Origin of the sequence: Catellatospora chokoriensis, assembly GCF_011297315.1 — a bacterium.
GTDB lineage: Bacteria > Actinomycetota > Actinomycetes > Mycobacteriales > Micromonosporaceae > Catellatospora > Catellatospora citrea.
The window spans coordinates 99,513-121,701 of sequence record NZ_JAAOTI010000014.1 but is presented as its reverse complement, the minus strand read 5'-3'; the positions used below and the strand labels follow the sequence as shown (position 1 = coordinate 121,701).

General features: G+C 70.8%; 18 protein-coding genes. 7 read left to right on the top strand and 11 right to left on the bottom strand.

From position 1 onward, the window contains the following. Positions 1–5 precede the first annotated feature (5 nt). Positions 6–464, bottom strand: coding sequence for a hypothetical protein (locus tag HAV39_RS21810; RefSeq protein WP_191841017.1), 459 nt, complete (start codon positions 462–464; stop codon positions 6–8). Between HAV39_RS21810 and HAV39_RS21805 the strand changes: the two genes are divergently transcribed. Together HAV39_RS21805 and HAV39_RS21800 are read left to right on the top strand one after the other, a co-directional pair. Beyond that, entirely contained in the window at positions 463–849 is a 387-nt protein-coding gene (locus HAV39_RS21805) for a thioesterase family protein (protein ID WP_120315939.1), read from the top strand. The two genes, HAV39_RS21810 and HAV39_RS21805, sit on opposite strands and share 2 nt — an antisense overlap. Continuing rightward, the gene (locus tag HAV39_RS21800; RefSeq protein ID WP_191841016.1) at positions 846–1,697 is read left to right on the top strand and encodes an MBL fold metallo-hydrolase; all 852 of its coding nucleotides are present in this window, start codon (positions 846–848) and stop codon (positions 1,695–1,697) included. Before HAV39_RS21805 ends, HAV39_RS21800 begins: the two co-directional genes overlap by 4 nt. A 26-nt stretch (positions 1,698–1,723) precedes the next feature. Here the strand turns inward: HAV39_RS21800 and HAV39_RS21795 are convergent, their stop codons facing one another. From HAV39_RS21795 to asnB, 4 genes are all read right to left on the bottom strand, one after another. Continuing rightward, positions 1,724–2,311 carry a carboxymuconolactone decarboxylase family protein gene (locus tag HAV39_RS21795; RefSeq protein ID WP_191841015.1) on the bottom strand — a complete coding sequence of 196 codons (588 nt, stop codon included), beginning with the start codon at positions 2,309–2,311 and terminating at the stop codon, positions 1,724–1,726. Beyond that, positions 2,298–2,729, bottom strand: a complete 432-nt coding sequence (locus HAV39_RS21790; protein WP_191841014.1) for a hypothetical protein — start codon at positions 2,727–2,729, stop codon at positions 2,298–2,300. The genes HAV39_RS21795 and HAV39_RS21790 overlap by 14 nt, the downstream gene beginning before the upstream one ends. Positions 2,730–2,738: 9 nt before the next feature. Next, the gene (locus HAV39_RS21785) at positions 2,739–3,224 is read right to left on the bottom strand and encodes a hypothetical protein (protein ID WP_191841013.1); all 486 of its coding nucleotides are present in this window, start codon (positions 3,222–3,224) and stop codon (positions 2,739–2,741) included. A 118-nt stretch (positions 3,225–3,342) separates the two neighbouring features. After that, positions 3,343–5,358 (bottom strand): asparagine synthase (glutamine-hydrolyzing), encoded by a 2,016-nt coding sequence (asnB, locus tag HAV39_RS21780; protein WP_191841012.1) that lies wholly within the window; start codon positions 5,356–5,358, stop codon positions 3,343–3,345. A gap of 72 nt (positions 5,359–5,430) precedes the next feature. Between asnB and HAV39_RS21775 the strand changes: the two genes are divergently transcribed. Both HAV39_RS21775 and HAV39_RS21770 read left to right on the top strand, forming a co-directional pair. Beyond that, positions 5,431–6,876: an aminopeptidase P family protein gene (locus HAV39_RS21775; RefSeq protein WP_191841011.1), complete on the top strand. Its 1,446-nt coding sequence runs from the start codon at positions 5,431–5,433 to the stop codon at positions 6,874–6,876. Between the two features lie 264 nt (positions 6,877–7,140). Then, on the top strand, positions 7,141–7,728 hold the full coding sequence (locus tag HAV39_RS21770) for a calcium-binding protein (protein WP_191841010.1): 588 nt from the start codon (positions 7,141–7,143) through the stop codon (positions 7,726–7,728). Positions 7,729–7,788: 60 nt separating this feature from the next. Here the strand turns inward: HAV39_RS21770 and pulA are convergent, their stop codons facing one another. Next, the gene (gene pulA / locus HAV39_RS21765) at positions 7,789–13,533 is read right to left on the bottom strand and encodes a pullulanase-type alpha-1,6-glucosidase (protein ID WP_191841009.1); all 5,745 of its coding nucleotides are present in this window, start codon (positions 13,531–13,533) and stop codon (positions 7,789–7,791) included. Between the two features lie 257 nt (positions 13,534–13,790). Between pulA and HAV39_RS21760 the strand changes: the two genes are divergently transcribed. Then, a complete protein-coding gene (locus HAV39_RS21760; protein ID WP_191841008.1) occupies positions 13,791–13,961 on the top strand; it encodes a hypothetical protein in 171 nt (56 codons plus the stop codon). An 84-nt stretch (positions 13,962–14,045) separates the two neighbouring features. Here HAV39_RS21760 and HAV39_RS21755 read toward each other — a convergent pair whose 3' ends face one another. The 3 genes from HAV39_RS21755 to HAV39_RS21745 form a co-directional block, all read right to left on the bottom strand. Then, on the bottom strand, positions 14,046–15,050 hold the full coding sequence (locus HAV39_RS21755) for a pirin family protein (RefSeq protein WP_191841007.1): 1,005 nt from the start codon (positions 15,048–15,050) through the stop codon (positions 14,046–14,048). Between the two features lie 73 nt (positions 15,051–15,123). Then, complete coding sequence (locus tag HAV39_RS21750; RefSeq protein ID WP_191841006.1) at positions 15,124–15,768, bottom strand: LysE family translocator; 645 nt, start codon at positions 15,766–15,768, stop codon at positions 15,124–15,126. Positions 15,769–15,837: 69 nt separating this feature from the next. After that, positions 15,838–16,197: a VOC family protein gene (locus HAV39_RS21745; RefSeq protein WP_191841005.1), complete on the bottom strand. Its 360-nt coding sequence runs from the start codon at positions 16,195–16,197 to the stop codon at positions 15,838–15,840. Positions 16,198–16,340: 143 nt separating this feature from the next. Between HAV39_RS21745 and acnA the strand changes: the two genes are divergently transcribed. Both acnA and HAV39_RS21735 read left to right on the top strand, forming a co-directional pair. Next, complete coding sequence (acnA, locus tag HAV39_RS21740; RefSeq protein WP_191841004.1) at positions 16,341–19,079, top strand: aconitate hydratase AcnA; 2,739 nt, start codon at positions 16,341–16,343, stop codon at positions 19,077–19,079. A 119-nt stretch (positions 19,080–19,198) separates the two neighbouring features. After that, positions 19,199–20,158, top strand: a complete 960-nt coding sequence (locus tag HAV39_RS21735; RefSeq protein ID WP_191841003.1) for a pirin family protein — start codon at positions 19,199–19,201, stop codon at positions 20,156–20,158. A gap of 145 nt (positions 20,159–20,303) precedes the next feature. Here HAV39_RS21735 and HAV39_RS21730 read toward each other — a convergent pair whose 3' ends face one another. After that, complete coding sequence (locus HAV39_RS21730) at positions 20,304–21,233, bottom strand: serine protein kinase RIO (RefSeq protein ID WP_191841002.1); 930 nt, start codon at positions 21,231–21,233, stop codon at positions 20,304–20,306. A 276-nt stretch (positions 21,234–21,509) separates the two neighbouring features. Beyond that, a complete protein-coding gene (locus tag HAV39_RS21725; RefSeq protein ID WP_120315954.1) occupies positions 21,510–22,178 on the bottom strand; it encodes an HAD family hydrolase in 669 nt (222 codons plus the stop codon). Between the last annotated feature and the right edge of the window lie 11 nt (positions 22,179–22,189).

Genomic DNA, 22,189 nt, shown 5'->3' with positions numbered 1-22,189 from the left:
GGCGCTCAGCGCAGGTCGATCGGCTGCAGGCCGACCCGCACCAGGCGGACCCGCCCGGCCAGGTCCCGGGCGAGCACCGGCACACCCCTGGCGCGGGCCGGGCGCACCTCGAACAACACGTTGCGCTCGTGCACGTCGGAGTACTGCCGCCGGTAGCGGTCGTAGCGGCCGCCAAGAAACAGCCGCAGGTATCCGGTGAGCAGCGCGTCGAGGCGGCCGGCCCGGTCCGGCCGCCAGCCGAAGCGCCAGGCGCTCCCCGTCGAAGTCGACCAGCACGGGCACCTCCAATGTGTACCGCCACTGTGCCGCGCGACCGCGGATTCCGCCGCCCCGCCCGGATGACATCGCCGCCCGGCCACCTCGGCGCGCGGGCTGCTCACCGCCGCGACGGGCGGTCCGGTGGGCGGCGACGGCGGTGCGGGGAGCGTGCGGGCGGCCCGGCGAGCGCCTAGGCTGTGGCGCATGCAGCAGCTCACGGCAGGCCTGACGGCGAAGGTGCAGTTGACGGTGAGTGACGCGGACACGGCGCAGGCGCTGGGCTCGGGCGACGTCCCGGTGCTGGGCACGCCGCGGGTGGTCGCGCTGGCGGAGGCGGCCACGGTCGCGACGACCGCGCGGGTGCTGGAGTCCGGGCAGACCACGGTCGGGACGCGTGTCGAGCTGGATCACCGGTCGGCGACGCCGGTAGGCCGTACCGTGGTGGCGGAGGCGCTGCTGACGAAGGTCGACGGCCGCAAGCTCACCTTCGAGGTGACCGTGCGCGACGGCGAGACCGTGGCGGCGGAGGGTCGGGTGGAGCGGGTCCTGGTGGACCGGCACCGCTTCGTGGAGAAGGCGACGACGTCATGACCGAGTTCACCGAGATCGCCGACGGGGTGTTCGTGCTGGTGTACCCGTACCTGCGGGTGAACTGCACGCTGATCACGGGCGAGACCGGTGCGCTGCTGGTGGACACGCTGTCCACCGAGTCGCAGGCCCGTGAGCTGCAGGAGGCGGTGCTCCGGATCACCACCAAGCCGCTGGGCATCGTCAACACGCACTTCCACTTCGACCACTGCTTCGGCAACAGCACACTGGCCGGGCCCGCCACTCCGATCTGGGGACACCGCGAGTGCATCCGCGAGCTGCGCGAGCACGGCCGCGACTGGCAGCGTTCCTGGGAGCAGGAGCTGCTGGCCGACGACGAGCGGATCGCCCGCGATCTGGGCCGGGTGACGCTGCGCGTGCCGGACAGCGCGGTGGAGCGCGAGGACCTGATCGACATCGGCGGGCGGCTGGTGCGCCTGTCCTGGCACGGCCGCGGCCACACCGCCGGGGACCTGGTGGTGCGCGTCGACGACGTGCTCGTCGCCGGGGACCTGGTCGAGGAGGGCGCCCCGCCGGGGTTCGCCGACTCGTACCCGCTGGACTGGCCGGAGACGCTGCTGGCGCTGTCCCGGACGGTCGGGCCGGACACGGTGGTGGTGCCGGGCCACGGCGAACCCGTCGACGCCGAGTTCCTCACCATCGCCCGCGACGAGCTGGCCGCCCTGGACTGGCTGATCCGCGAGGCGCACGGCGACAGCGGCGACGTGGTCAAGGTGGCCGCGAGCAGCTCGCTCGCCCGCTGGGGCGAGGCCGGGCTGCGCGAGGCCGAGCACGCGGTCCGGCGCGGCTACGCCCAGCTGGACGCGGCCACGCCGAACACCATCGGCTGAGCTCATGATTCGCTGGCTGCGCTCGCTCAGCCGATCGCGTAGCCCCGCTTGAGCAGCTGGTAGGCGTCGCCCTGGAAGCCCTTGTCGTCCGGGATCGCGAAGTCGACCGCGTCGGCGATCCGGTTGATGGTGCAGAAGATCGCGCAGACGTGCACCGCGTCGCGCACCCCCTGCTCGGTGACGCCCTCGGCGTACGCCGCCTCGACCAGTTCCGGGCCGACCTCGCCGGGCTCCAGGGTCAGCCGCTCCAGCAGCGCCAGCGCCGCCCGCAGCGGGGCCCGCAGCGGCGCGGTGCGCCAGTCCGCCAGCACGGCGGCGGTCAGCTCGGGCCCGAGCGTCGCGTCGACGATCGCACCGTGGCTGCCCTCGCAGAACCGGCACTGGTTGAGGTGCGACACGAAGGTGGCCATCAGCTCGCGCTCGGCGATGCTCCACTCGGAGGGACCGCGCAGCACCTGGTGTACCCAGGCGGTGAACGGCTCTCCGAAGAACTCCCGGCGGTAGTGCAGGATCTTGAGGATGTCGGCCGGCGGGCGCCCGCTGGCGATCCGGATCATCTTCAGTTTGACCCGGTCGCTGAAGCGCCAGGCCCGGCCCAGGCTAGGCAGCCGCATGCCGGGTCACCTCCGCGACCGGCCGGGCCGCCGCCTGGGCGGGCACCGCGGGGACCGGGGTGACGGGCGCTGCCGCCTGCCGGGTCTGCGCCCGCGCGATCGCGGCCAGCCCGGCGTCCAGCCGCCGCTGCCCGGCGCCCAGCGCCACCGCGACGGTCAGCTCGAACACCTGGTCCTCCGACCAGCCCACGGTCAGCAGGTCGCGCACCTGGTCGTCGGTGCTGCGCCAGGCGTGCTCGCGCATCGTGTCGACGTAGCCGCGCAGCTCGTGGGAGACCTCGTCGAGCTTGGCGTGGGCGACGACGTGGCGCACCCGCGACGGCGTCGATCCGGGGCCGTCCAGCACCGCGTGGCGCAATACGGCGAAGAGGCTCTCGGGGGCGGTGTCGTCGTTGTCCGTGTCAGGTACGAGGGGCACGAACGCACCTTAGGCCGCGGCGGCCTTCTCCGCTAGATCCAACCAGCCCGGTGCGTCCCACGGCACACCGCCGGAACCCAACGCGGCCTGCAGATTCGGTAACGTCGCGGTGAACGGCAGTCCGATCAGGATATCCGCAGGGCCGTCCGCGCGGAGCCTGCCGTCCGGATGGTCGCAGACGAGGATCGACACCGCCGGGCCGCACGCCAGCAGCACCGTCCCGCGGCCCAGCGCACGCAGCCGCCGGGCCGCGCGCAGTGGCGGGACCGGCCCGAACAGCCTGGTCGCGGCGGCGCTGCCGAGCACGGTCAGGTCGGCGTCGCGGCTGAACTCCTCGGCCAGGTCCCGGAGCCAGGGCAGCGCGGTGTCCGGCATGCCGGTGACGTCGGCGTGCAACAGCCGCGGGGGCCCCGGCACACGCCAGAGCCCCCGGGCGGCGACGAGCGCGTCGGGTCTGAGCAGGGACGAGACTTCCACCAGGACCGGCTGCGCCATCCCGCCTCCCCTGACGGCTCCGCCGGTCGCGGACTCCGGTGTCGCACCTGGACGGTGTGACACGGCGGGCGCGAATGCGGCGTCGGTTGTCAGAGCAAGCATGGCACGGCGTTAACCGTCAGGAAACCATCGAGCCGACGACGGGTTTCGTCAGCAGCGCGGATTCGTTGCGGCCGACGCCCGGGTCCAGGGTGCGGGCCACGAAGATCGAGTGCCATACGCAGAAGACCAGCACCGTCCAGATCTTGCGGGAGTTGTCCGCGCCGCCGGCCCGGTGCTCCTTGAGCAGTCCGTCGACATAGGACAGGTCGAGCAGGTCGTCGGCACCGGAGGTGTGCAGGATCTCGCGGGCCCAGTCGTACATCTCGCCGGCCAGCCAGACCCGGGTCGGGGTCGGGAAGCCCAGCTTCGGCCGGTTCACGATGGCCGGCGGCACCACCTGTTCCAGGGCCTTGCGCATGGCGTACTTCGTCGCGTTCGAGCGCGGCGGGACCTTGAGCTCCAGCGGGATCTTCGAGGCCACCGCGAACACCGCCCGGTCCAGGAACGGCACGCGCAGTTCCAGCGAGTGCGCCATGGACATCCGGTCGGCCTTGACCAGCACGTCCCCGCGCAGCCAGGTGTGGATGTCGACGTACTGCATGGTGGCCACGTCGTCGAGGCCGTCGCCGGCCGCCTCGGCGTACAGCGGCGCGGTCACGTCGGTGAACCGGGCCGCCGCCTCGACCGACTCGCGGCGGCGCAGCAGCCTGCGGATCTCGGCGTCCGCGGTGAAGATCCGCGAGTTGCCGCTGAACCGCTCGGTCAGCGGGGTGGTGCCCCGCTCCAGGTAGCTCTTGCCGCGCATACCCCGCGGGATCGCCTTGGAGACCGCCCGCAGGCCGCGCTGGAACGAGTGCGGCAGCCGGGTCAGCGGGGCCAGCGACAGCGGCTCGCGGTAGATGCCGTACCCGCCGAAGAACTCGTCCGCGCCCTCGCCCGACAGCACCACTGTGACGTGCTTCGCGGCGGTCTGCGCCACGTGGTAGAGCGGGACCAGGGACGGGTCGGCGACCGGGTCGTCGAGGTGCCAGATGATGCGGGGCAGCGCCTCCATCATCTCCTTGGCGCCGATCTTGGTGGGGATGGTGGTGACGTCCAGGTGCCGGGCCGACTCCTGGGCCACGTCGATCTCGGAGTAGCCGGGCACGTCGAAGCCGACCGTGAAGGTCAGGATGTTCGGGTTCCACTCCCGGGCCAGCGCCACCACCGCGGTGGAGTCGATGCCGCTGGACAGGAACGCGCCGACCGGCACGTCCGAGCGCATGTGCAGCCGTACGCTCTCCCGCAGCGTCTCGTGGATCTGCGCGAACAGCCGCTTCGGGTCGTCGATCGACAGCCGGGGCCGCAGCACCGGCCGGAACCAGCGCCGCTTGGTCAGCTCCCCGCCGGTGCGCTCGCCGGCCGGGCCCGGCCGCCAGGTCAGGCACTCGCCCGAGCCGATGCGCTCGATGCCGTAGTGCAGGGTGTGCGGCTCCGGCACGTACTGGAAGGTCAGCAGGTGCGACAACTGCACCGGGTCGATGCCCGCGTTGCCCGCCGCGGCGCTGGGCGCGAACGGCAGCAGCGCCTTCTTCTCGCTGGCCAGGAACAGCCCGTCCACGGTCTGCAGGTAGTGCAGCGGCTTGATGCCGAACCCGTCGCGCGCGCCGAAGGCCAGCCGCTCCTGCCGGTCCCAGATCACGAAGGCGAACATGCCCCGCAGCCGGTCCAGCACCGCCTCGCCCCAGTAGTGGTATCCCGCCACGATGACCTCACCGTCACCCTGCGTGGCGAACTTCGCGCCGTGCTCGTCGATCAGCTCCTGCCGCAGCTCGACGTAGTTGTAGATCTCCCCGTTGAAGGTGAGCAGGTAGCGGGCCTCGGCAGAGTCGGCGCTGTCCGGGCCGGGCGGCGACCAGGGCAGCGGCTCCTTGGAGAACTCGACGTCGATGATCGCCAGCCGCTTGTGCGCGAAGATCGCGTCGTTGTCGACGACGTCCAGCCCGGTGTCGTCGGGACCCCGGTGGTGCAGCCGTTCCAGGGCCTCACGAAGCGGCCCGGAGTACGCATCAACCGTGCCCTGACTACTGAAAAAGGCCAAAAGTCCACACACGTGGGCAATCATGCCAGCTACCAGCGGGCGATAGGCTCGGAACACACGAAGACCATGCTCGGAGGCGGCAATATGACTGAAGAGAAGAAGGGCACCGAGTCGCACGACCCTGCGTACCCGGAGAAGTTCCTGCAGTTCATGCGCACCGGATGGAGCGACACCGAGCTCCCGGTGACCCTGCGGGCGGAGGCCCCCAACCACGCGAAGCGCCGCGCGGCGCTGTCCGCGGCGTTCCCTGGCGAGACGCTGGTGATCCCGTCCGGGCACGAGATGGTGCGGGCCAACGACACCGACTTCCCGTACCGTCCGGGCAGTGATTTCGTCTACCTGACCGGTGAGCACGACCCGGAGAGCGTGCTGGTCATGCGGCCCAACGGCTCGGGCCACGACGCTATCCTGTTCGTGCGCCCGCGCTCCCCGCGCGACACCGACGAGTTCTTCAAGGACCGCCGCTACGGCGAGCTCTGGATCGGCCGCCGCCACACGCTGCGCGAGAAGTCCGCCGAGCTGGGCGTCGAGACCGCCCACCTGGACACGCTCGCCGAGGTGCTGAACGACCTCGCCCCCGGCCGCACCCGGGTGCTGCGCAACCTCGACCCGCACGTCGACGGCCTGGTCCGGGCGACCGGCCCGGAACGCGACCGCGAGCTGGCGCACACCATCTCCGAGATGAAGCTGGTCAAGGACGAGTGGGAGATCGCGCAGCTGCAGGACGCGATCGACGCGACCGTACGCGGCTTCGAGGACGTGGCCCGGATCATCCCGGCCGACCGCGCGATCTCCGAGCGCCTCATCGACGGCGTGTTCGGCCTGCGTGCCCGCCATGACGGCAACACCGTCGGGTACAGCTCCATCGTCGGCGCGGGCGGCAACGCCACGGTGCTGCACTGGATCCGCAACGACGGCCGCACCACCCCGGGCGAGCTGCTGCTGCTGGACATGGGCGTGGAGAACCGCAACCTCTACACCGCCGACGTGACCCGCACGCTGCCGGTCAGCGGCACGTTCACCCCGCTGCAGCGCCAGGTGTACGACATCGTGCACGCCTCGCAGCAGGCCGGCATGGACTTCATCAAGCCGGGCGTCAAGTTCGCCGACGTGCACACCACCTGCATGCGGGTGCTCGCCGAGGGCCTGCACGACCTGGGCATCCTCCCGGTCAGCGTGGACGAGGCCATGTCGAAGGAGTCCACCGTCTACCGCCGGTGGACCCTGCACGGCTTCGGCCACATGCTCGGCATCGACGTGCACGACTGCGCGCACGCCCGGCACGAGAAGTACAAGGACGGCGCGCTGGACGAGGGCTACGTGCTCACCGTCGAGCCCGGCCTGTACTTCCAGCCCGAGGACGAACTGGTCCCCGCCGAACTCCGCGGCGTGGGCATCCGCATCGAGGACGACGTCCTGGTCACCAAGGACGGCGCGGTCAACCTCTCGGCCGGCCTCCCCCGCACCTCCACCGAGGTCGAGTCCTGGTTCGCCACCCAGCGCGACCAGGGCCCCCGCCTCCCCGGCTGACCCCCGAAACGCGTCGATCATGAACCTATGGACGTGTTCGACGGCGTGTCGCTCCCCTAACTTCATGATCAACGGCAGGTGACGGCGGCGGCCGGGTGTCCCGTGGGGCGCCCGGCCGTCGCCGTTCTGCCGCACAGGTGTTTGGATCATGGCCGTAACCTGGTCAGAAGCTTCGCGTTGGAGCACATCGGACGGCCAAGACACACGCCGACCTGCACGGGGCAGGTCATCGCCCGGCGTGAACGGTCCGCCCGGGGGTGAGCGATGCTCGCGAAGAGTGTGTTCCAAGGTCGCCGTGGATGGACGCGCGCGGCGGCGGCCGGATTGATGGTCGCGGCCGGCATGCTGGCGGGCGGCCTGTCCGGGCCGACCACGGCCGGCGCGCTGGTCCCCGACGACGGGTCCAGCGCCGGGCAGCAGGCCGCGACGGCCCTGGTGGTGACCTGCGCGACAGCCACGCCGACCAGGGTCGGCACCAACGGGGCCGACTACATCGTCGGCACCCCGGGCGCCGACGTCATCTTCGGTCTGGGCGGCAACGACTACATCGACGGCCGCGGCGGCGCGGACCTGCTGTGCGGCAACGCGGGCGCGGACTACCTCGTCGGCGGCGACGGCACGGACACCCTCGAAGGGGCCGACGGCAACGACTACCTGCGCGGCGACGCCGGCGCCGACCTCCTGATCGGCGGGAACGGCGAGGACTACCTGCTGGGCGGGGGCGGCAACGACAACCAGTTCGGCGGAGCCAACAACGACCTGCTCAACGGCGGCGACGGCACGAACACCAACGACGGCGGCACCGGCACCGACACGTGCATCCGCCCGTCGACCGGACCCGGCTGCCCCTGATCCGGCCATGACGCAGGTGGGGGCGGACCGCACACGGCGGTCCGCCCCCACCTTCCTGCGTCACTTCGTGACGAACACCGCCACGGTACGGCCCGGCACCGTGAACGCACCCGTGGCCGGGGCGTACGCGGACTGGCGCACCACCGAGTCGACCGAGGCGGCCAGCACCGGGTGCAGGCCCAGCCGCGCGTTCCTCAGCGACGCGACCACCTGCGTGGTGCTCGACGTCGTGGCGTTGAAGACCACCACGACCGTCTTGCCGTCCTTCTTGATCACCATCGTGATGACGCCCGGCGTCTCGGCCGCCCCGGACAGCGGGAACGACACCGCCTGCTGCACCTCGGACTGCGTACGCAGGGAGAACAGCGGGCTGGACGCGCGGACCCGCAGCAGCTCCGCGAACCGGTCCCCGGCGAGGTTGATCGCCTCGCACGTCGGCACCAGCGCCGGATCGGCCAGCAGCGGCTTGGCGTACGCCCACTTGCTCTCGTTGTCGGCCGCCGGCGGCAGGCCGAGGCCGAACCCGTTGCCGCTCGCGCAGTCCCAGCGGATGGCGTTGAACCAGTCGCCGGAGTTGTACGAGTTGCGGTCCAGCGACTTGCTGCGCAGCAGGTCCGAGCCCGCGGTGACGAACCCGGTGCCCTGGCTGAGCACGACCGTCGACAGTGCCAGCACCTGCGCCCGGGCCCGGTCCAGCGCCGGGGTGCCCGCGGGCAGCTTGTAGGCCAGCGCGTCGAACAGGATCTCGTTGTCGTGCGCGTCGACGTAGGTGACCGCCTCCGCCGGGGCCTTGGTGTACCCGGCCGGGGAGCCGTTGTAGTCCACCTCCGCGCCGCTGACCTTGTTGCCCGCCGAGTCGGTGAACGTGAACCCGGCCAGGTTGCCGGTCAGGCCGACCTTGATCTGGTCCTGCTGGTGCAGCAGCCGGGCCTTCTGCTGGTCGGCCGTGCCGTTGGCCGCGTCCCCGTTCGGGTCGGTGAACAGCCCGGACGCGAATCCCTGGATACGCGGGTTGTCGTCGAACGGCCCGCCGCCGCGTACGGCGTCACGCAGCCGGTCGTTGAACGTGGCGATGCCGGTGCCCGCCATGTTCACCTGGGTGGCCTGCACGAACCGGGCGTCGTTCGCGACCTCGCCGAAGTTCCAGCCCTCGCCGTAGAGCAGGATCGACTTGCCGTCGACGCCGTCCTTGGCCAGGGTCAGCTTGTCCAGGGCCGCCCGCACGTCGAGCAGGTTCTGCTTCGGGTGGTGGCCCATCAGGTCGAACCGGAAACCGTCCACCCGGTAGGTCTTCGCCCAGGTGACCAGCGAATCCACCACCAGCTTGCCCATCATGGCGTGCTCGGGCGCGGTGTTGGCGCAGCAGGTGGAGTTGGCCACCGTGCCGTCGTCCAGCAGCCGCTGGTAGTAGCCGGGCACGATCCGGTCCAGCACCGACTTCGGGTCGTCGCCCGCCGCCGAGGTGTGGTTGTAGACCACGTCCAGCACGACCCGCAGCCCGGCCCGGTGGATGCCGTCCACCATGGACTGGAACTCGACGTTGCGCGCCCTGCCTTCCGGGTCGGTCGCGTAGCCGCCCTCGGGCACGGTGTAGTGCAGCGGGTCGTAGCCCCAGTTGTAGCCGTCGGTCGCGGCGACCGCGCCGACGCACTCCTGCTGCCGGTCCGAGTCCCGGGGCAGCGACGGCAGGTCGCAGGCGGGCTGCTGCTGGTCGGTCCGCTTCTCCGGGATGGTCGCGAAGTCGAAGACCGGCAGCAGGTGCAGGTGCGAGACCCCGGCGTCGGCCAGCGACTTCAGGTGCCGCATGCCCGCGGTCTGCGGGTCGGTGAACGCGGCGTACGTGCCGCGCCGATCCTGCGGCACCGTCGTGTCCGCGACCGAGAAGTCGCGCACCGACAGCTCCTGGATCTGCGCCCGGCCCGTGTAGGACGGGGCCTTCACCGCCGCGCCGGGCAGCTTGGCCAGGTCGATCAGCTGGCTGTGCGTCGAGTTCGCCGACAGCGCGACGGCGTACGGGTCGGTCACCGACGCGGTGACGACCTGCCCCTTGGCGGGCTGCCACACGCTGACCTGGAACCGGTAGTACTTGCCGGTCCAGTCGCTGGACCCGGTGACCTTCCAGACGCCGGTGGCATCGTCACGGATCATCGACACGGTCTGCGGCGCCGCCGACGGGCTGTCGAACAGCTGCAGCTTCACGCCCTTGGCGGTCGGCGCCCACAGCGCCAGGCTCGGCCTGCCCTTGGCGAACACCGGGCCGAGCGTCGCCTTGGCCGCGGCGGAGTAGACGTCGTCGAGCGCGCCCGGGATCTGCACCCCGGTCGCCGACAGCAGCTTGCCCTCGTGATCGCTCTCGGTCACCACGAGCTGCCCGCGCAGCGCGTTCTTGATGCTCGCGAGCGTCGCGTTCACCTCGAACGCGCCGTACGCCCACAGGTGCGGGAACTTCTGCCGCTGCGCCTCGGACAGGCCGCCCGCCGCGGTCAACCGGATCTTCGTGAAATCGCCCGCCAGTGCGCCGTCCACCACGGACAGTCCGCCGTTCGGGGCGACGACCAGGTCGTACACCTTGCCGTCGGGGTCCTTCTTGTTCCACGCGATGGTGCCGCGGTCCAGCCACTGCGCGGACGACTTGGTCAGGTCGATGTCGAGCGCCGCACCCTTGACCGACGGCCGCAGGTAGGCCTGCTGCCCGGACAGGATCCAGGCCTCGTTGCCGAACGTCGCGAAGTCGAGCCGCTGGTCGCTCGGCAGGTCCTTCTCGTCGCCCTTGTGGATGATGTAGTTGACCCCGGTCGCGCCGTCGACCAGCGGGATCCGCCAGTACGCGCCGAACGCGTCGGTGCCGGTCGGCAGCATCGGGCTGCCCCACTCGACCGGGTCGGCGTTGCCGTCCCACAGGTGCAGGCCCCAGCCGGCGTAGTTCCCGTCGGCGCGGTGGTAGTGCAGCACCGCGGTCTTCTCGGCGGCGGCTCGGCTGGTGTGCACCGTCGCGTCGCCGGACGCGAGCCACGCCTCGCCGACGCCCATGTCCATGGCGAGATCGGCGTTCGGGTCCTTCGCGTCACCTTGGTGCACGATGAAGTTCACGGGCTTGGTCGCGTCGCCGACGGGCACACTCCAGTGTGCGCCGAAAGCGTCCGTGCCGTCCGGCTGGCGCGGGCTGGACCAGTCCGTGCCCGCCCCGGCGGCCAGGCCGTCGCCCCACAGGTGCAGGCCCCAGCCGCTGTAGTTCCCGTCGGCCCGCCGGTAGTGCATGTCGACCTTGCCGGTGGCCGCGGCGCGGGAGGTGTAGACCGCCGCGTCGCCCGATTTCAGCCAGATCTCGCCGACCCGGCTCGGATCGACGCTGCGGTCGGCCTCGACGTCCTTGCTGCCCGAGCCGTCGACCACGAGAAACCCGACGCTGGTCGCGCCCGGCTTGACCTTCACCCAGGCGAAGCGCCCGTAGGAGTCCTCTCCCGCGAACGGCTGCCCCTGCGGCCACGGGTGCTGCATCGACCCGTCGACGTCACCCCAGGTGTAGAGCCCCCACGGGTCGTAGGCGCCGTCGCCGCGCTGGTAGTGCACCAGCACGTACTCGCGCTGCGCCGCCTGCGCGGGCGAGGCCACGGTGATGGCGCTGGTCGTCGACGCGGTGCGGCCCGCACTGTCGCGGGCGACGGCCTTGTAGGTGACGGTCGTGCCACCGGCCAGGCCGGTCAGGTCGTGGTGCACGGTGTGGCCCGACGACGCGGTGGACGTGCCGAGCAGCTTCCACGGGCCGTCGCCGACCTGCGCCGCGAACGTGACCGTGGCGAGCGGGTCACCGGTGACCTGTGCGGTCACGGCAGCCCGGGTCGCCACCTTGGCACCAGCCGCCGGAGCCGTGATGGTGACCTGCGGGTCGCCCGCGCTCGGCAGTGCCCGGTCGGCACGCAGCACGATGCTGGACAGCGGCGGCACGGTGATGGTGACCTTGCCGTCCGCGCCAGCGGTCGCGCCGTCGCCCGTGGCCGGGTAGAGCCGCCCGAACGCCGCTCCCGCCGTCGCGGTGTCCACGGTGACGGTCTTCGGCGCGGTGCCGCTGTTCGACGCCACCAGGTACTCGAAACGCTGCGCCGGGTCGATGCGGGAGAAGGCGAACACGCCGTCGCCCGCGTGCCGGGTCACCTGCACGCCCTCGCGCAGCGCCGGGTGCGCCTTGCGCAGCGCGCCGAGCTCGGCGATCGCGCGGTAGAGCGGGTGCGCGGTGTCGAACTGGTCGGACGCGTGGGTGCGGTCGGTGCCGAGCAGGTCGTCGTCGAGGTAGTCGGCGACCTGGCTGGCGAACATGTCCTGCCGGGCGTCCTTGTCCCCGCCGTTGCCGGTGAAGCCCTGCTCGTCACCGGAGTAGACGACCGGCTGGCCGCGGGTCAGGAACATCAGCTCGTGCGCGAGCCGGTCGCGCTGCAGCGCGGCCGCGGCGTCCGCCTCGACGTTGCGGATGAACGTGCCGATGCGGCCCATGTCGTGGTTGCCGAGGAAGGTCGGCAGGGTGGACGCGTCGGTGCCGGGCGAGGTGTACAGACCGTCGGCGGCGTACAGGTCGGCCAGCCCCTGGCCGGAGCCGCCGGTGACGAAGCCCTGCGCGGCGGCCTGGAAGCCGAAGTCCAGCGTCGCCTGCAGGCGGCCCTGCCGCACGTAGCTCGACATGATGTTCGGGTCGGCCGAGTAGACCTCGCCGAACATGAAGAAGTCCGGCTTGCCGGCCTTGCGGGCGTTGCTCGCGATGCCCTGGCTGAACTGCGGCCAGAACTCCATGTTCACGTGCTTGGCCGTGTCCAGGCGGAAGCCGTCCACGCCGGTGGACTCGATCCAGTCCGAGTACACCTTGGTCATGCCGCGCACGACCTCGGGCCGCTCGGTCCACAGGTCGTCCAGGCCGAAGAAGTCGCCGTAGGTGCTGTTCTCGCCGGAGAAGGTGGAGTCGCCGCGGTTGTGGTACATCGTCGGGTCGTTCAGCCACGCGGGCGTCTTGGCCTTCGCGTCGGCGGCACTCTTGAACACCGGGGTGTACGGCATCGACGTGCCGTCCGTCTGCGGGAACCCGTTCTTTCCGTCGGCGTGGTTGACGTCCTCGAACGCCCGCCCCTGCGCGTCGGTGTACGGGCTGGTCTTCTTGTCCACGTACGAGTACTGGTTCTCCTGGTACGCGATGACGTCGGCGGTGTGGTTCACGATGACGTCGAGGTAGATCTTGATGCCGCGCTGGTGCGCGAGCTTGACCAGCTTCTTCAGGTCCGCGTTGGTGCCGAAGTGCGGGTCGACCTGGGTGAAGTCGGTGATCCAGTAGCCGTGGTAGCCCGCCGAGGCGTCCGCGCCTGCCCCCTGCACCGGCCGGTTCTGAAACACCGGCGCGAGCCAGATCGCCGTGGTGCCCAGGCCCTCGACGTAGTCCAGCTTGTCGATCAGGCCGGCCAGGTCGCCGCCGTGGTAGAAGCCCTTGTCGGTCTTGTCCAGCCCGGTCTTGAGCCGGTCGCCGGACAGGCCGCCCCTGTCGTTGCGGGTGTCGCCGTTGGCGAAGCGGTCCGGCAGCACGAAGTAGAACTGCTCCGCCTTGCGCCGGGGCGCGCCTGCCGCGGCGAGCGCCGCCGCCGCGGGCTCGTCCGCCCAGTAGGTGTCACCTGCCTGCACCCACTGCGCGGGCCCGCCGCCGGTCAGCCCGCGGACCACCGCGAACGGGGCCGCGGCCAGCACCACCGCCAGCAGTCCGATCAAGAGGGTGCGGGGGTTTCTCAACTCTTTGCGAAGTGCCGGGCGCACGAGGGCGCGTAGGGCTGCCATGGGCCTTCTCCGGGAGGGTGAAGTGTCGGGGGCGTCACACGAGCAACAGCGGCAACATACGGGTAACTGAAATGTTTCCGCAAGGCCTTGCAATCTTTGACGGGTTAGCGGCAGACATCTGAAAGATCGCCGCCGACACCCTCCCCCGCCCGTGGTCCTCCGGAAGCGGGTCAACCCTTGCCACATGTCGGCTATTAGCTATCAAATGGTCCTAATCGGTCGTACGCCTCCACGACCGCACACGGAAGGTGGATCCCGTGGATGCCATCACCGAACTGCTGACCAGCATCAACGACCTGCTGGCCAGCCTGATCTCCATCGTGCTCGGCGGCGCCGCACCCGGCCTGCCCGTCGACCCGAGCCTCCCGCCCGTACCCGGCCTCCCCGAACTCCCCGTCCCCCTCCCACCCCTGCCCCCGATCCCCTGAACCCAGGCAGAAGGAAGGGCACCTTCACAACGCTCCGCGTTGAGAAGGTGCCCTTCCTTCACTCATGGGACCCGAAGGCCCTGCTCAGAGGACGTCGTGGCCCGGGTGGTCGCCGTCGCCCACGTCGACCCGGCGCGGCGCGCTCGGGATGACGCCCAGCTTGCCGGCCTGGTAGTCCTCGAACGCCTGGACCAGCTCGGCCTTGGTGTTCATCACGAACGGGCCGTACGCCATCACCGGCTCGCGGATCGGCTGCCCGCCGAGGATCAGCACGTCCATGCCGGCCGCGTTGCGGCTCTCCTGCGACGCGTCGGCCTCGATGGTGATCACGTCACCGGCCCCGAACACCGCCAGGTCGCCCAGCTTCGCGGGCCGCTTCTCCGCACCGACCGAACCCGACCCGGCCAGCGTGTACACCAGCGCATTGAAGTCCGGCCGCCACGGCAGCCGCAGCTGCGCCCCCGGCGCGAGGGTGGCGTGCACCAGCGCGATCGGCGTGTGCGTGATGCCCGGCCCGGCGTGCCCGGCCACGTCGCCGGCGATGACGCGCAGCAGCACGCCGCCGTCGGGCGAGCTGAGCAGCGACACCTGACCGGCCCGGATGTCCTGGTAACGCGGCGCCGACATCTTCATCTTGGCGGGCAGGTTGACCCACAGCTGGAAGCCGTGGAACAGACCGCCCGACATGACCAGCTCCTCCGGCGGGGCCTCGATGTGCAGCAGGCCGCTGCCGGCGGTCATCCACTGCGTGTCACCGTCGGAGATCAGGCCGCCGCCACCGTGCGAGTCCTGGTGCCGGAAGATGCCGTCGAGCAGGTAGGTGACCGTCTCGAAGCCCCGGTGCGGGTGCCACGGGGTGCCCTTCGGCTCGCCCGGCGCGTACTCGACCTCACCCATCTGGTCCATGTGAATGAACGGGTCCAGGGCCTTCAGGTCGACGCCGGCGAACGCGCGGCGGACCGGGAAACCCTCGCCCTCGAACCCCGACGGCGCGGCGGTCACCGACGTGACCTTCCGCTCGACCGCGGCCTCGCCCGGCACGGGCACTCGAGGCAGCACCAACAGGTCATCGACGGTAACGGCAGGCATGACGCCCTCCTCTGTACTAGCTCGTTCCCCTGACAATAGTTGAACAGTCAACGATCGTCCAACATTCCCCTGCCTAGACGGGAGTGGGGCGGGCGTGGTCGGTGGCCATGCGGAGGGCGAGCGCGCCGAGCACTGTGCCCATCAGGTAGCGCTGGGCGCGCAGCCAGACCGGGCGGCCGGACAGGAAGCCCGCGATCGTGCCCGCGGCCAGGGCGATCAGCCCGTTCACGGTGACCGCGACCACGATCTGCACCGCGCCGAGCGCGAACCCCTGCGCCAGCACGTGCCCCGCCTCGGGCTCGATGAACTGGGGGATCAGCGAGAGGTACATGATGGCGATCTTCGGGTTGAGCAGGTTGGTGACCAGCCCCATCGTGAACAGCCGCCGGTTCGAGTCGGGCGGCAGCGCGGTGGGCTCGAACACCGATACGCCGCCGGGTCGCAAGGTCTGGAGAGCCAACCAGCCGAGGTATGCCGCACCGGCGAGCTTGACCGCGAGGTAGAGCGACGGCACCGCCACGAACAGCGCGGAGAGCCCCAGGTTCGTGGCCGTCAGGTAGACGAGGAAGCCCACCGCGACGCCGCCCAGCGAGATCAGCCCCGCCCGCCGGCCCTGGGTGATGCTGCGTGACACGAGATACATCATGTTCGGCCCCGGGGTGAGCACCATGGCCAGCGCCACCGCGAACACCCCGAGGACCGCGCCCGAAGAGATCATGATCGGATCGTCCCACCGCACGATGCCCGCGGTGGAGCACCAATCCACACTCGGTGGCCCCCGGCTCGCCTACTGCTCGACGAGGACGAATTCGAGGCGGTTGGCGTGGGGGTCTTCGGTGTGGAAGCGGCGGATGCCGGGAACCTCGTCGTTGCCCCAGGTCACCGGGTAGCCGGCGGCGGTGAGGCGGGTGGCGAGGTCGTCGAGGTCGGGGCGGAGGAGGGCGGGGTGCGCCTTGCGGGCGGGGCGGAAGTCGTCCTCGACGCCGAGGTGCAGCTCGCTGCCGTACTCGTCGACGAACCAGCAGCCGCCGCGGACCGCGAGCACCGGAGGTTTGGGTTTCTCGGTCATGCCGAGGACGCCGACATAGAAGCCGCGCAGCACGTCCTCGCTGCCCCGCGGGCAGGCGACCTGTACGTGGTGAATCACATCCCGGAGTCTGGCACGGACTTGCGCGTTAAACAAGACGGACGTACGGTTTGAGTGAGGGCACCGCCCGCTACCAGTAAGCCTTGCCTTACCTGCCGGCGTGCCAGCCCCTGCGAAAGACTTCAGGTTGTAACAGACCCGCTGTGAAGGAGTACGACGTGGCGAGCCTCGACACGTTCGGTGCCAAGAGTGAGCTGCGCGTCGGTGACGCGGGCTACGAGATCTTCCAGATCAGCAAGGTGGAGGGCCACGAGCGGCTGCCCTTCAGCTTGAAGATCCTGCTGGAGAACCTGCTCCGCACCGAAGACGGCGCCAACATCACCGCCGATCACATCCGCGCGCTGGGTGGTTGGGACCCGACCGCCGAGCCCAGCGTGGAGATCCAGTTCACGCCCGCCCGCGTCCTCATGCAGGACTTCACCGGCGTGCCCTGCGTCGTCGACCTGGCCACCATGCGCGAGGCCGTCCGCGACCTGGGCGGCGACGCCTCGAAGGTCAACCCGCTGGCCCCGGCCGAGCTGGTCATCGACCACTCGGTCATCGCCGACGTGTTCGGCCGCCAGGACGCCTTCGAGCGCAACGTCGAGATCGAGTACGGCCGCAACCAGGAGCGCTACCAGTTCCTGCGCTGGGGCCAGACCGCGTTCAACGAGTTCAAGGTCGTGCCGCCGGGCACCGGCATCGTGCACCAGGTGAACATCGAGCACCTGGCCCGCGTGATCATGCCGCGCAACGGCCAGGCCTACCCGGACACCGTGGTCGGCACCGACTCGCACACCACGATGGTCAACGGCCTGGGCGTGCTGGGCTGGGGCGTCGGCGGCATCGAGGCCGAGGCCGCGATGCTCGGCCAGCCGGTCAGCATGCTGATCCCCAAGGTCGTCGGCTTCAAGCTGTTCGGCGAGCTGCCCTCGGGCGCGACCGCCACCGACCTGGTGCTCACCATCACCCAGCAGCTGCGCAAGCACGGGGTGGTCGGCAAGTTCGTCGAGTTCTACGGCCCCGGCGTGACCGCGGTGCCGCTGGCCAACCGGGCCACCATCGGCAACATGAGCCCCGAGTTCGGCTCCACCTGCGCGATCTTCCCGATCGACGCGGAGACCATCGCCTACCTGGAGCTCACCGGCCGCCCGGCCGACCAGATCGCGCTGGTCGAGGCGTACGCCAAGGAGCAGGGCCTGTGGCACGACCCGTCGGTCGAGCCGGCCTACTCGGAGTACCTCGAGCTGGACCTGTCGAGCGTGGTGCCGAGCATCGCCGGCCCCAAGCGCCCGCAGGACCGCGTCGAGCTGACCAACGCCAAGACCGCGTTCCGCTCGGTGCTGCCCGACTACGTCAAGGACGACGACACCGACGAGGCCGGACAGGAGAGCTTCCCCGCGTCGGACGCCCCGGCGCACAGCGTCTCCCGCGCCAGCAACCCGACGCCGGTGACCGCCGCCGACGGCACGACGTACCAGCTCGACCACGGCGCGGTCGTGATCGCCTCGATCACCTCCTGCACCAACACGTCGAACCCGCAGGTCATGCTGGGCGCCGCGCTGCTGGCGAAGAAGGCCGTCGAGCGGGGCCTGCGCGCCAAGCCGTGGGTGAAGACCACGCTGGCACCCGGCTCCAAGGTCGTCATGGACTACTACCACAAGGCCGACCTCGTGCCGTACCTGGAGAAGCTCGGCTTCCACCTGGTCGGCTACGGCTGCGTGACCTGCATCGGCAACTCCGGCCCGCTGCCGGAGGAGATCAGCGCCGCGGTCAACGAGGCCGACCTCGCCGTGGTGTCGGTGCTGTCCGGCAACCGCAACTTCGAGGGCCGGATCAACCCCGACGTCAAGATGAACTACCTGGCGTCCCCGCCGCTCGTGGTGGCGTACGCCATCGCCGGCACCATGGACATCGACCTGGCCCGCGACCCGCTGGGCGTGGACCCGGACGGCAAGCCGGTCTACCTGGGCGACATCTGGCCGACCCCGGCCGAGGTGCAGGACACCATCAACAAGTCCATCTCGGCGGAGATGTTCACCAAGGACTACGCCGACGTGTTCGCGGGCGACGAGCGCTGGCAGGGCCTGCCGACGCCGACCGGTGACACGTTCGCCTGGGCCGGTGACTCGACCTACGTGCGCAAGCCCCCTTACTTCGAGGGCATGGCGGCGCAGCCGGGTCCGGTGAGCGACATCGCGGGCGCGAAGGTGCTGGCGAAGCTGGGCGACTCGGTCACCACCGACCACATCTCCCCCGCCGGCTCCATCAAGGCGGACTCCCCGGCGGGCAGGTACCTGGCCGAGCACGGGGTGGACCGCAAGGACTTCAACTCGTACGGTTCCCGCCGCGGCAACCACGAGGTGATGATCCGGGGCACCTTCGCCAACATCCGCCTGCGCAACCAGATCGCGCCCGGCACCGAGGGCGGCTTCACCCGCGACTTCACCGTCGCGGACGCCCCGGTCAGCACGATCTACGACGCCAGCCAGAACTACCAGGCCGCCGGCATCCCGCTGGTCATCCTGGCGGGCAAGGAGTACGGCTCCGGCTCCTCGCGTGACTGGGCCGCCAAGGGCACCGCGCTGCTGGGCGTCAAGGCCGTCATCGCCGAGTCCTACGAGCGCATCCACCGCTCGAACCTCATCGGCATGGGCGTGCTGCCGCTGCAGTACCCCGCCGGCCAGACCGCCGAGTCGCTCGGCCTGACCGGCACCGAGACCTTCACCTTCACCGGCGTGGAGGCCCTGAACTCCGGCACCACCCCGAAGACGGTCAAGGTCACCACCGACACGGGTGTCACCTTCGACGCGGTCGTCCGCATCGACACCCCCGGCGAGGCGGACTACTACCGCCACGGCGGCATCCTGCACTACGTCCTCCGCCGCATGCTCGCGAGCTGACCAGCGTCTGAGGGCAAGGAAGGGCACCTTCACAACGCTCCGCGTTGTAGAAGGTGCCCTTCTTCACGCTCCACCTACGCTGAGCTGGTTCGGCGAGGGGGCGGAGCTAAGGTCGTTGCATGAGCAACGTTGAGGCGGCGCCGGTCGAGACTGCTTGCGGGCACGAGGCGGTGCCGGACGGGCCGACCCACGAGCTGCTCCCCGGCCGCGAGGTGGTGCTCGGCGGACCGCGCGGCATGACGGTCAGCCGTACGCTGCCGCACAAGGAGCGCCGCATGGTCGGCGCGTGGTGCTTCGTCGACCAGTACGGCCCCGCCGACCACGACATGCGCGTCGCGCCCCACCCGCACACCGGTCTGCAGACGGTCACCTGGCTCGTCGAGGGCGAGGTGCTGCACCGCGACAGCGTCGGCAGCAAGGCGCTCGTCCGCCCCGGTCAGCTCAACCTGATGACCGCCGGGCACGGCATCTCGCACTCCGAGGAGTCGCCCGTCCCGCGCACCGAACCGCTGCACGGCGTGCAGTTGTGGGTCGCGCTGCCCGACGCGGCGCGATCGGTCGCCCCGGCCTTCGAGCACCACCCCGACCTGCCCGTCGTCGAGCTGGCCGGAGCCTCCCTGACGGTGATCATGGGTGAGCTGGCGGGTGCGGTGTCGCCCGCGACCGCGTACACCCCGCTGGTCGGCGCGGAAGCCGCACTGGCCGCGGGCGCGGAGATCACGCTGGCGCTGCGCGGCGATTTCGAGTACGCGGCGCTGGTGCTCGACGGCGCGGCCCGCGTCGACGGCGTGCCGCTGGCCCCCGGCACCCTGCTCTACCTCGGCCGCGAACGGACCGCGCTCGACCTGGCCGCGGCCGGACCGGCACGGGTGCTGCTGCTCGGCGGCGAGCCGTTCGAGGAGGAGATCGTGATGTGGTGGAACTTCGTCGGGCGCAGCCACGACGACGTGGCCGCCGCGCGCGAGCAGTGGATGGCGGCCGACCCGCGGTTCGGCGAGGTCGTCGGCTACGACGGCGCGCCGCTGCCGGCGCCTGTCCTGCCCAACGCCCAGCTCAAGCCCCGAGGCCGCCGCCGCTGACCCGGTTTCGGCGGCGGTCGGCCCGCCGGCCCGAGCGACGCCGCGCGGCGCCGTGATCCGCCGACTTGCCTGGCATTCGGGCGTATCTTGGACGCCCATTCGCCCGATTGCCAGGCAAGTCCAACGATCATGGCCGCACGCCGGATCAGGAACGCATGCCCGCTTCGGCCAGGAGTTCGGCGGTCAGGGCCGCCTCGTCCAATCCGGACAGGCCGCGAGCGGTGAACCAGGTCGCCACGTTGTGCACGTCGCGGGCCAGGAAGCGTTTGCCCTGCGGGTTGGCCACCACGTCCACGATCTGCGGCAGGTCGATGATGACCAGACGCCCCTCGTGCACGAGGATGTTGTACGGCGACAGGTCGCCGTGCGCGTACCCGGCGCGGGCCAGCACGGTCAGGCCCAGCACCAGTTGCGCCCACAGGTCGGCCAGGCCGGCCTCGTCGGTGCGCACCTGCGCGAGCCGCGGCGCGGCGGTGCCGTCGGGCGCGCCGATGAACTCCTGCAGCACCTCGGTGCCCAGGATCTGCACCGGGTACGGCGTGAACGGCGCGACGTCGAGCTGCTTGGCGATCTCCCAGAGCCGCGCCAGCGCGCCGAACTCGGCCGCCGCCCACTGCCCGGCGATGGCCTCCTTGCCGAACGCGCTGCGGTTGGCCATGGCCCGGTTGACCCGGGACTCCTTGTCGCGGCGGCCTTCGAGGTAACCGGAGTCGCGGTGGAACATGCGGTGGTCGTGGCTGCGGTAGCGCTTGGCCGCCAGCAGGCAGCCCCGGTCGGTGCCGGGAACGTGGCGGTGCAGCAGGAAGACGTCGGCCTCCTTGCCGGTCTTCAGCACTCCGCGCTCCACGTCGACCGCGGCCAGCTCGGTGACGAGCCAGTCAGGGTGGGGCAACGGCCCGCGCTCGGTGGGGGTCGACAGGTCCCAGGTGGACCAGCGGTCACCGAATTCAGGCTTGTCGGGGGTCTCGTCCCACTCGACTTCCTCGGCGTACGACTTCTCGAAGGTCAGTTCGTCGTCGTCGAAACGGTTCCGGCGGTTGACGCGGCCGGCGCGCGGAAAGTCGTGCTCTCGCACTGGAAAAGCTCCTCGGTCGGAGAGAAGAAGAAAGAGGCGGAATGCGCGCAGCGCACAGCGACGGCAACCATTCGGCTCAGCTCCCTTCTCTCCCGACCCGGAATCAGTTCCGGGATCTCGCACAACGCCGACGAGTCTTCCTCCGACCCCCGACCTCTGTCAACCGATTTTCGCCGGCGACCCGCATCACACCCGACCAGTCGAGTCGATCATGAAGTTGTGGCCACGACACACCGCCGAGCCGTGCCATAAGTTCATGATCAACGAGGGGTGGGGTCAGCGGGCCATGCGATGGGGTGGGTCGGCGGCGAGGACGGCGGCCACGGCCTGGATGGCGCCCTCGGCGACGCGGGTGGGGCCGAAGCGGCGCTCGGTCCACTGGCGGCCGCGGTGGATCCAGACGCTGGGGATGCCGATCGTGGTCGCGCCGCCGATGTCGGCCTCGGGGCTGTCGCCGATCATCCACGCGCCGCGCAGCCGCATGCGGGCCCGTTCCGCGGCGATCTCGAAGATGCGCGGGTTGGGTTTGCGGCAGTCGACCTCCTGCGAGACGACCCAGTCGGCCACGAAGCGGTCCAGGCCGGTACGCCGGATCTTGGCTTCCTGCTGGCGGGTCTCACCGTTGGTGACTATCACCGGGACCCAGCCGGCCTCGGCCGCGATCCGCAGCGCGGCGCCCACCATCGGATCCAGCCGGGTGGCCTCGATCTGCCCCTCGTGCAACTCCTCGACCAGGTCGATGACGGAATTGCGCAGTCGATACCGGTCACGGATCGCGTCGGCGAGATCCCAGCGCGAGGTCAGGCCGTCCGCGTCGGCGTCCACCAGCCAGTCGATGTCGTACGGCGGGGCGCTGATCTCGGACAGGAACCGAGTACCCCACATCCGGAAGGCGCCCTCGCGGTCGACCAGTGTGTTGTCGAGGTCCAACAGCAACAGAGGCACGCGGGCACCTT

Coding starts and splice junctions, on each gene's coding strand:
- HAV39_RS21805 (WP_120315939.1), top strand. CDS start 463: ATGCAGCAGCTCACGGCAGGCCTGACGGCGAAGGTGCAGTTGACGGTG.
- HAV39_RS21810 (WP_191841017.1), bottom strand. CDS start 464: ATGCGCCACAGCCTAGGCGCTCGCCGGGCCGCCCGCACGCTCCCCGCA.
- HAV39_RS21800 (WP_191841016.1), top strand. CDS start 846: ATGACCGAGTTCACCGAGATCGCCGACGGGGTGTTCGTGCTGGTGTAC.
- HAV39_RS21795 (WP_191841015.1), bottom strand. CDS start 2,311: ATGCGGCTGCCTAGCCTGGGCCGGGCCTGGCGCTTCAGCGACCGGGTC.
- HAV39_RS21785 (WP_191841013.1), bottom strand. CDS start 3,224: ATGGCGCAGCCGGTCCTGGTGGAAGTCTCGTCCCTGCTCAGACCCGAC.
- HAV39_RS21775 (WP_191841011.1), top strand. CDS start 5,431: ATGACTGAAGAGAAGAAGGGCACCGAGTCGCACGACCCTGCGTACCCG.
- HAV39_RS21770 (WP_191841010.1), top strand. CDS start 7,141: ATGCTCGCGAAGAGTGTGTTCCAAGGTCGCCGTGGATGGACGCGCGCG.
- pulA (WP_191841009.1), bottom strand. CDS start 13,533: ATGGCAGCCCTACGCGCCCTCGTGCGCCCGGCACTTCGCAAAGAGTTG.
- HAV39_RS21755 (WP_191841007.1), bottom strand. CDS start 15,050: ATGCCTGCCGTTACCGTCGATGACCTGTTGGTGCTGCCTCGAGTGCCC.
- HAV39_RS21750 (WP_191841006.1), bottom strand. CDS start 15,768: ATGATCTCTTCGGGCGCGGTCCTCGGGGTGTTCGCGGTGGCGCTGGCC.
- HAV39_RS21735 (WP_191841003.1), top strand. CDS start 19,199: ATGAGCAACGTTGAGGCGGCGCCGGTCGAGACTGCTTGCGGGCACGAG.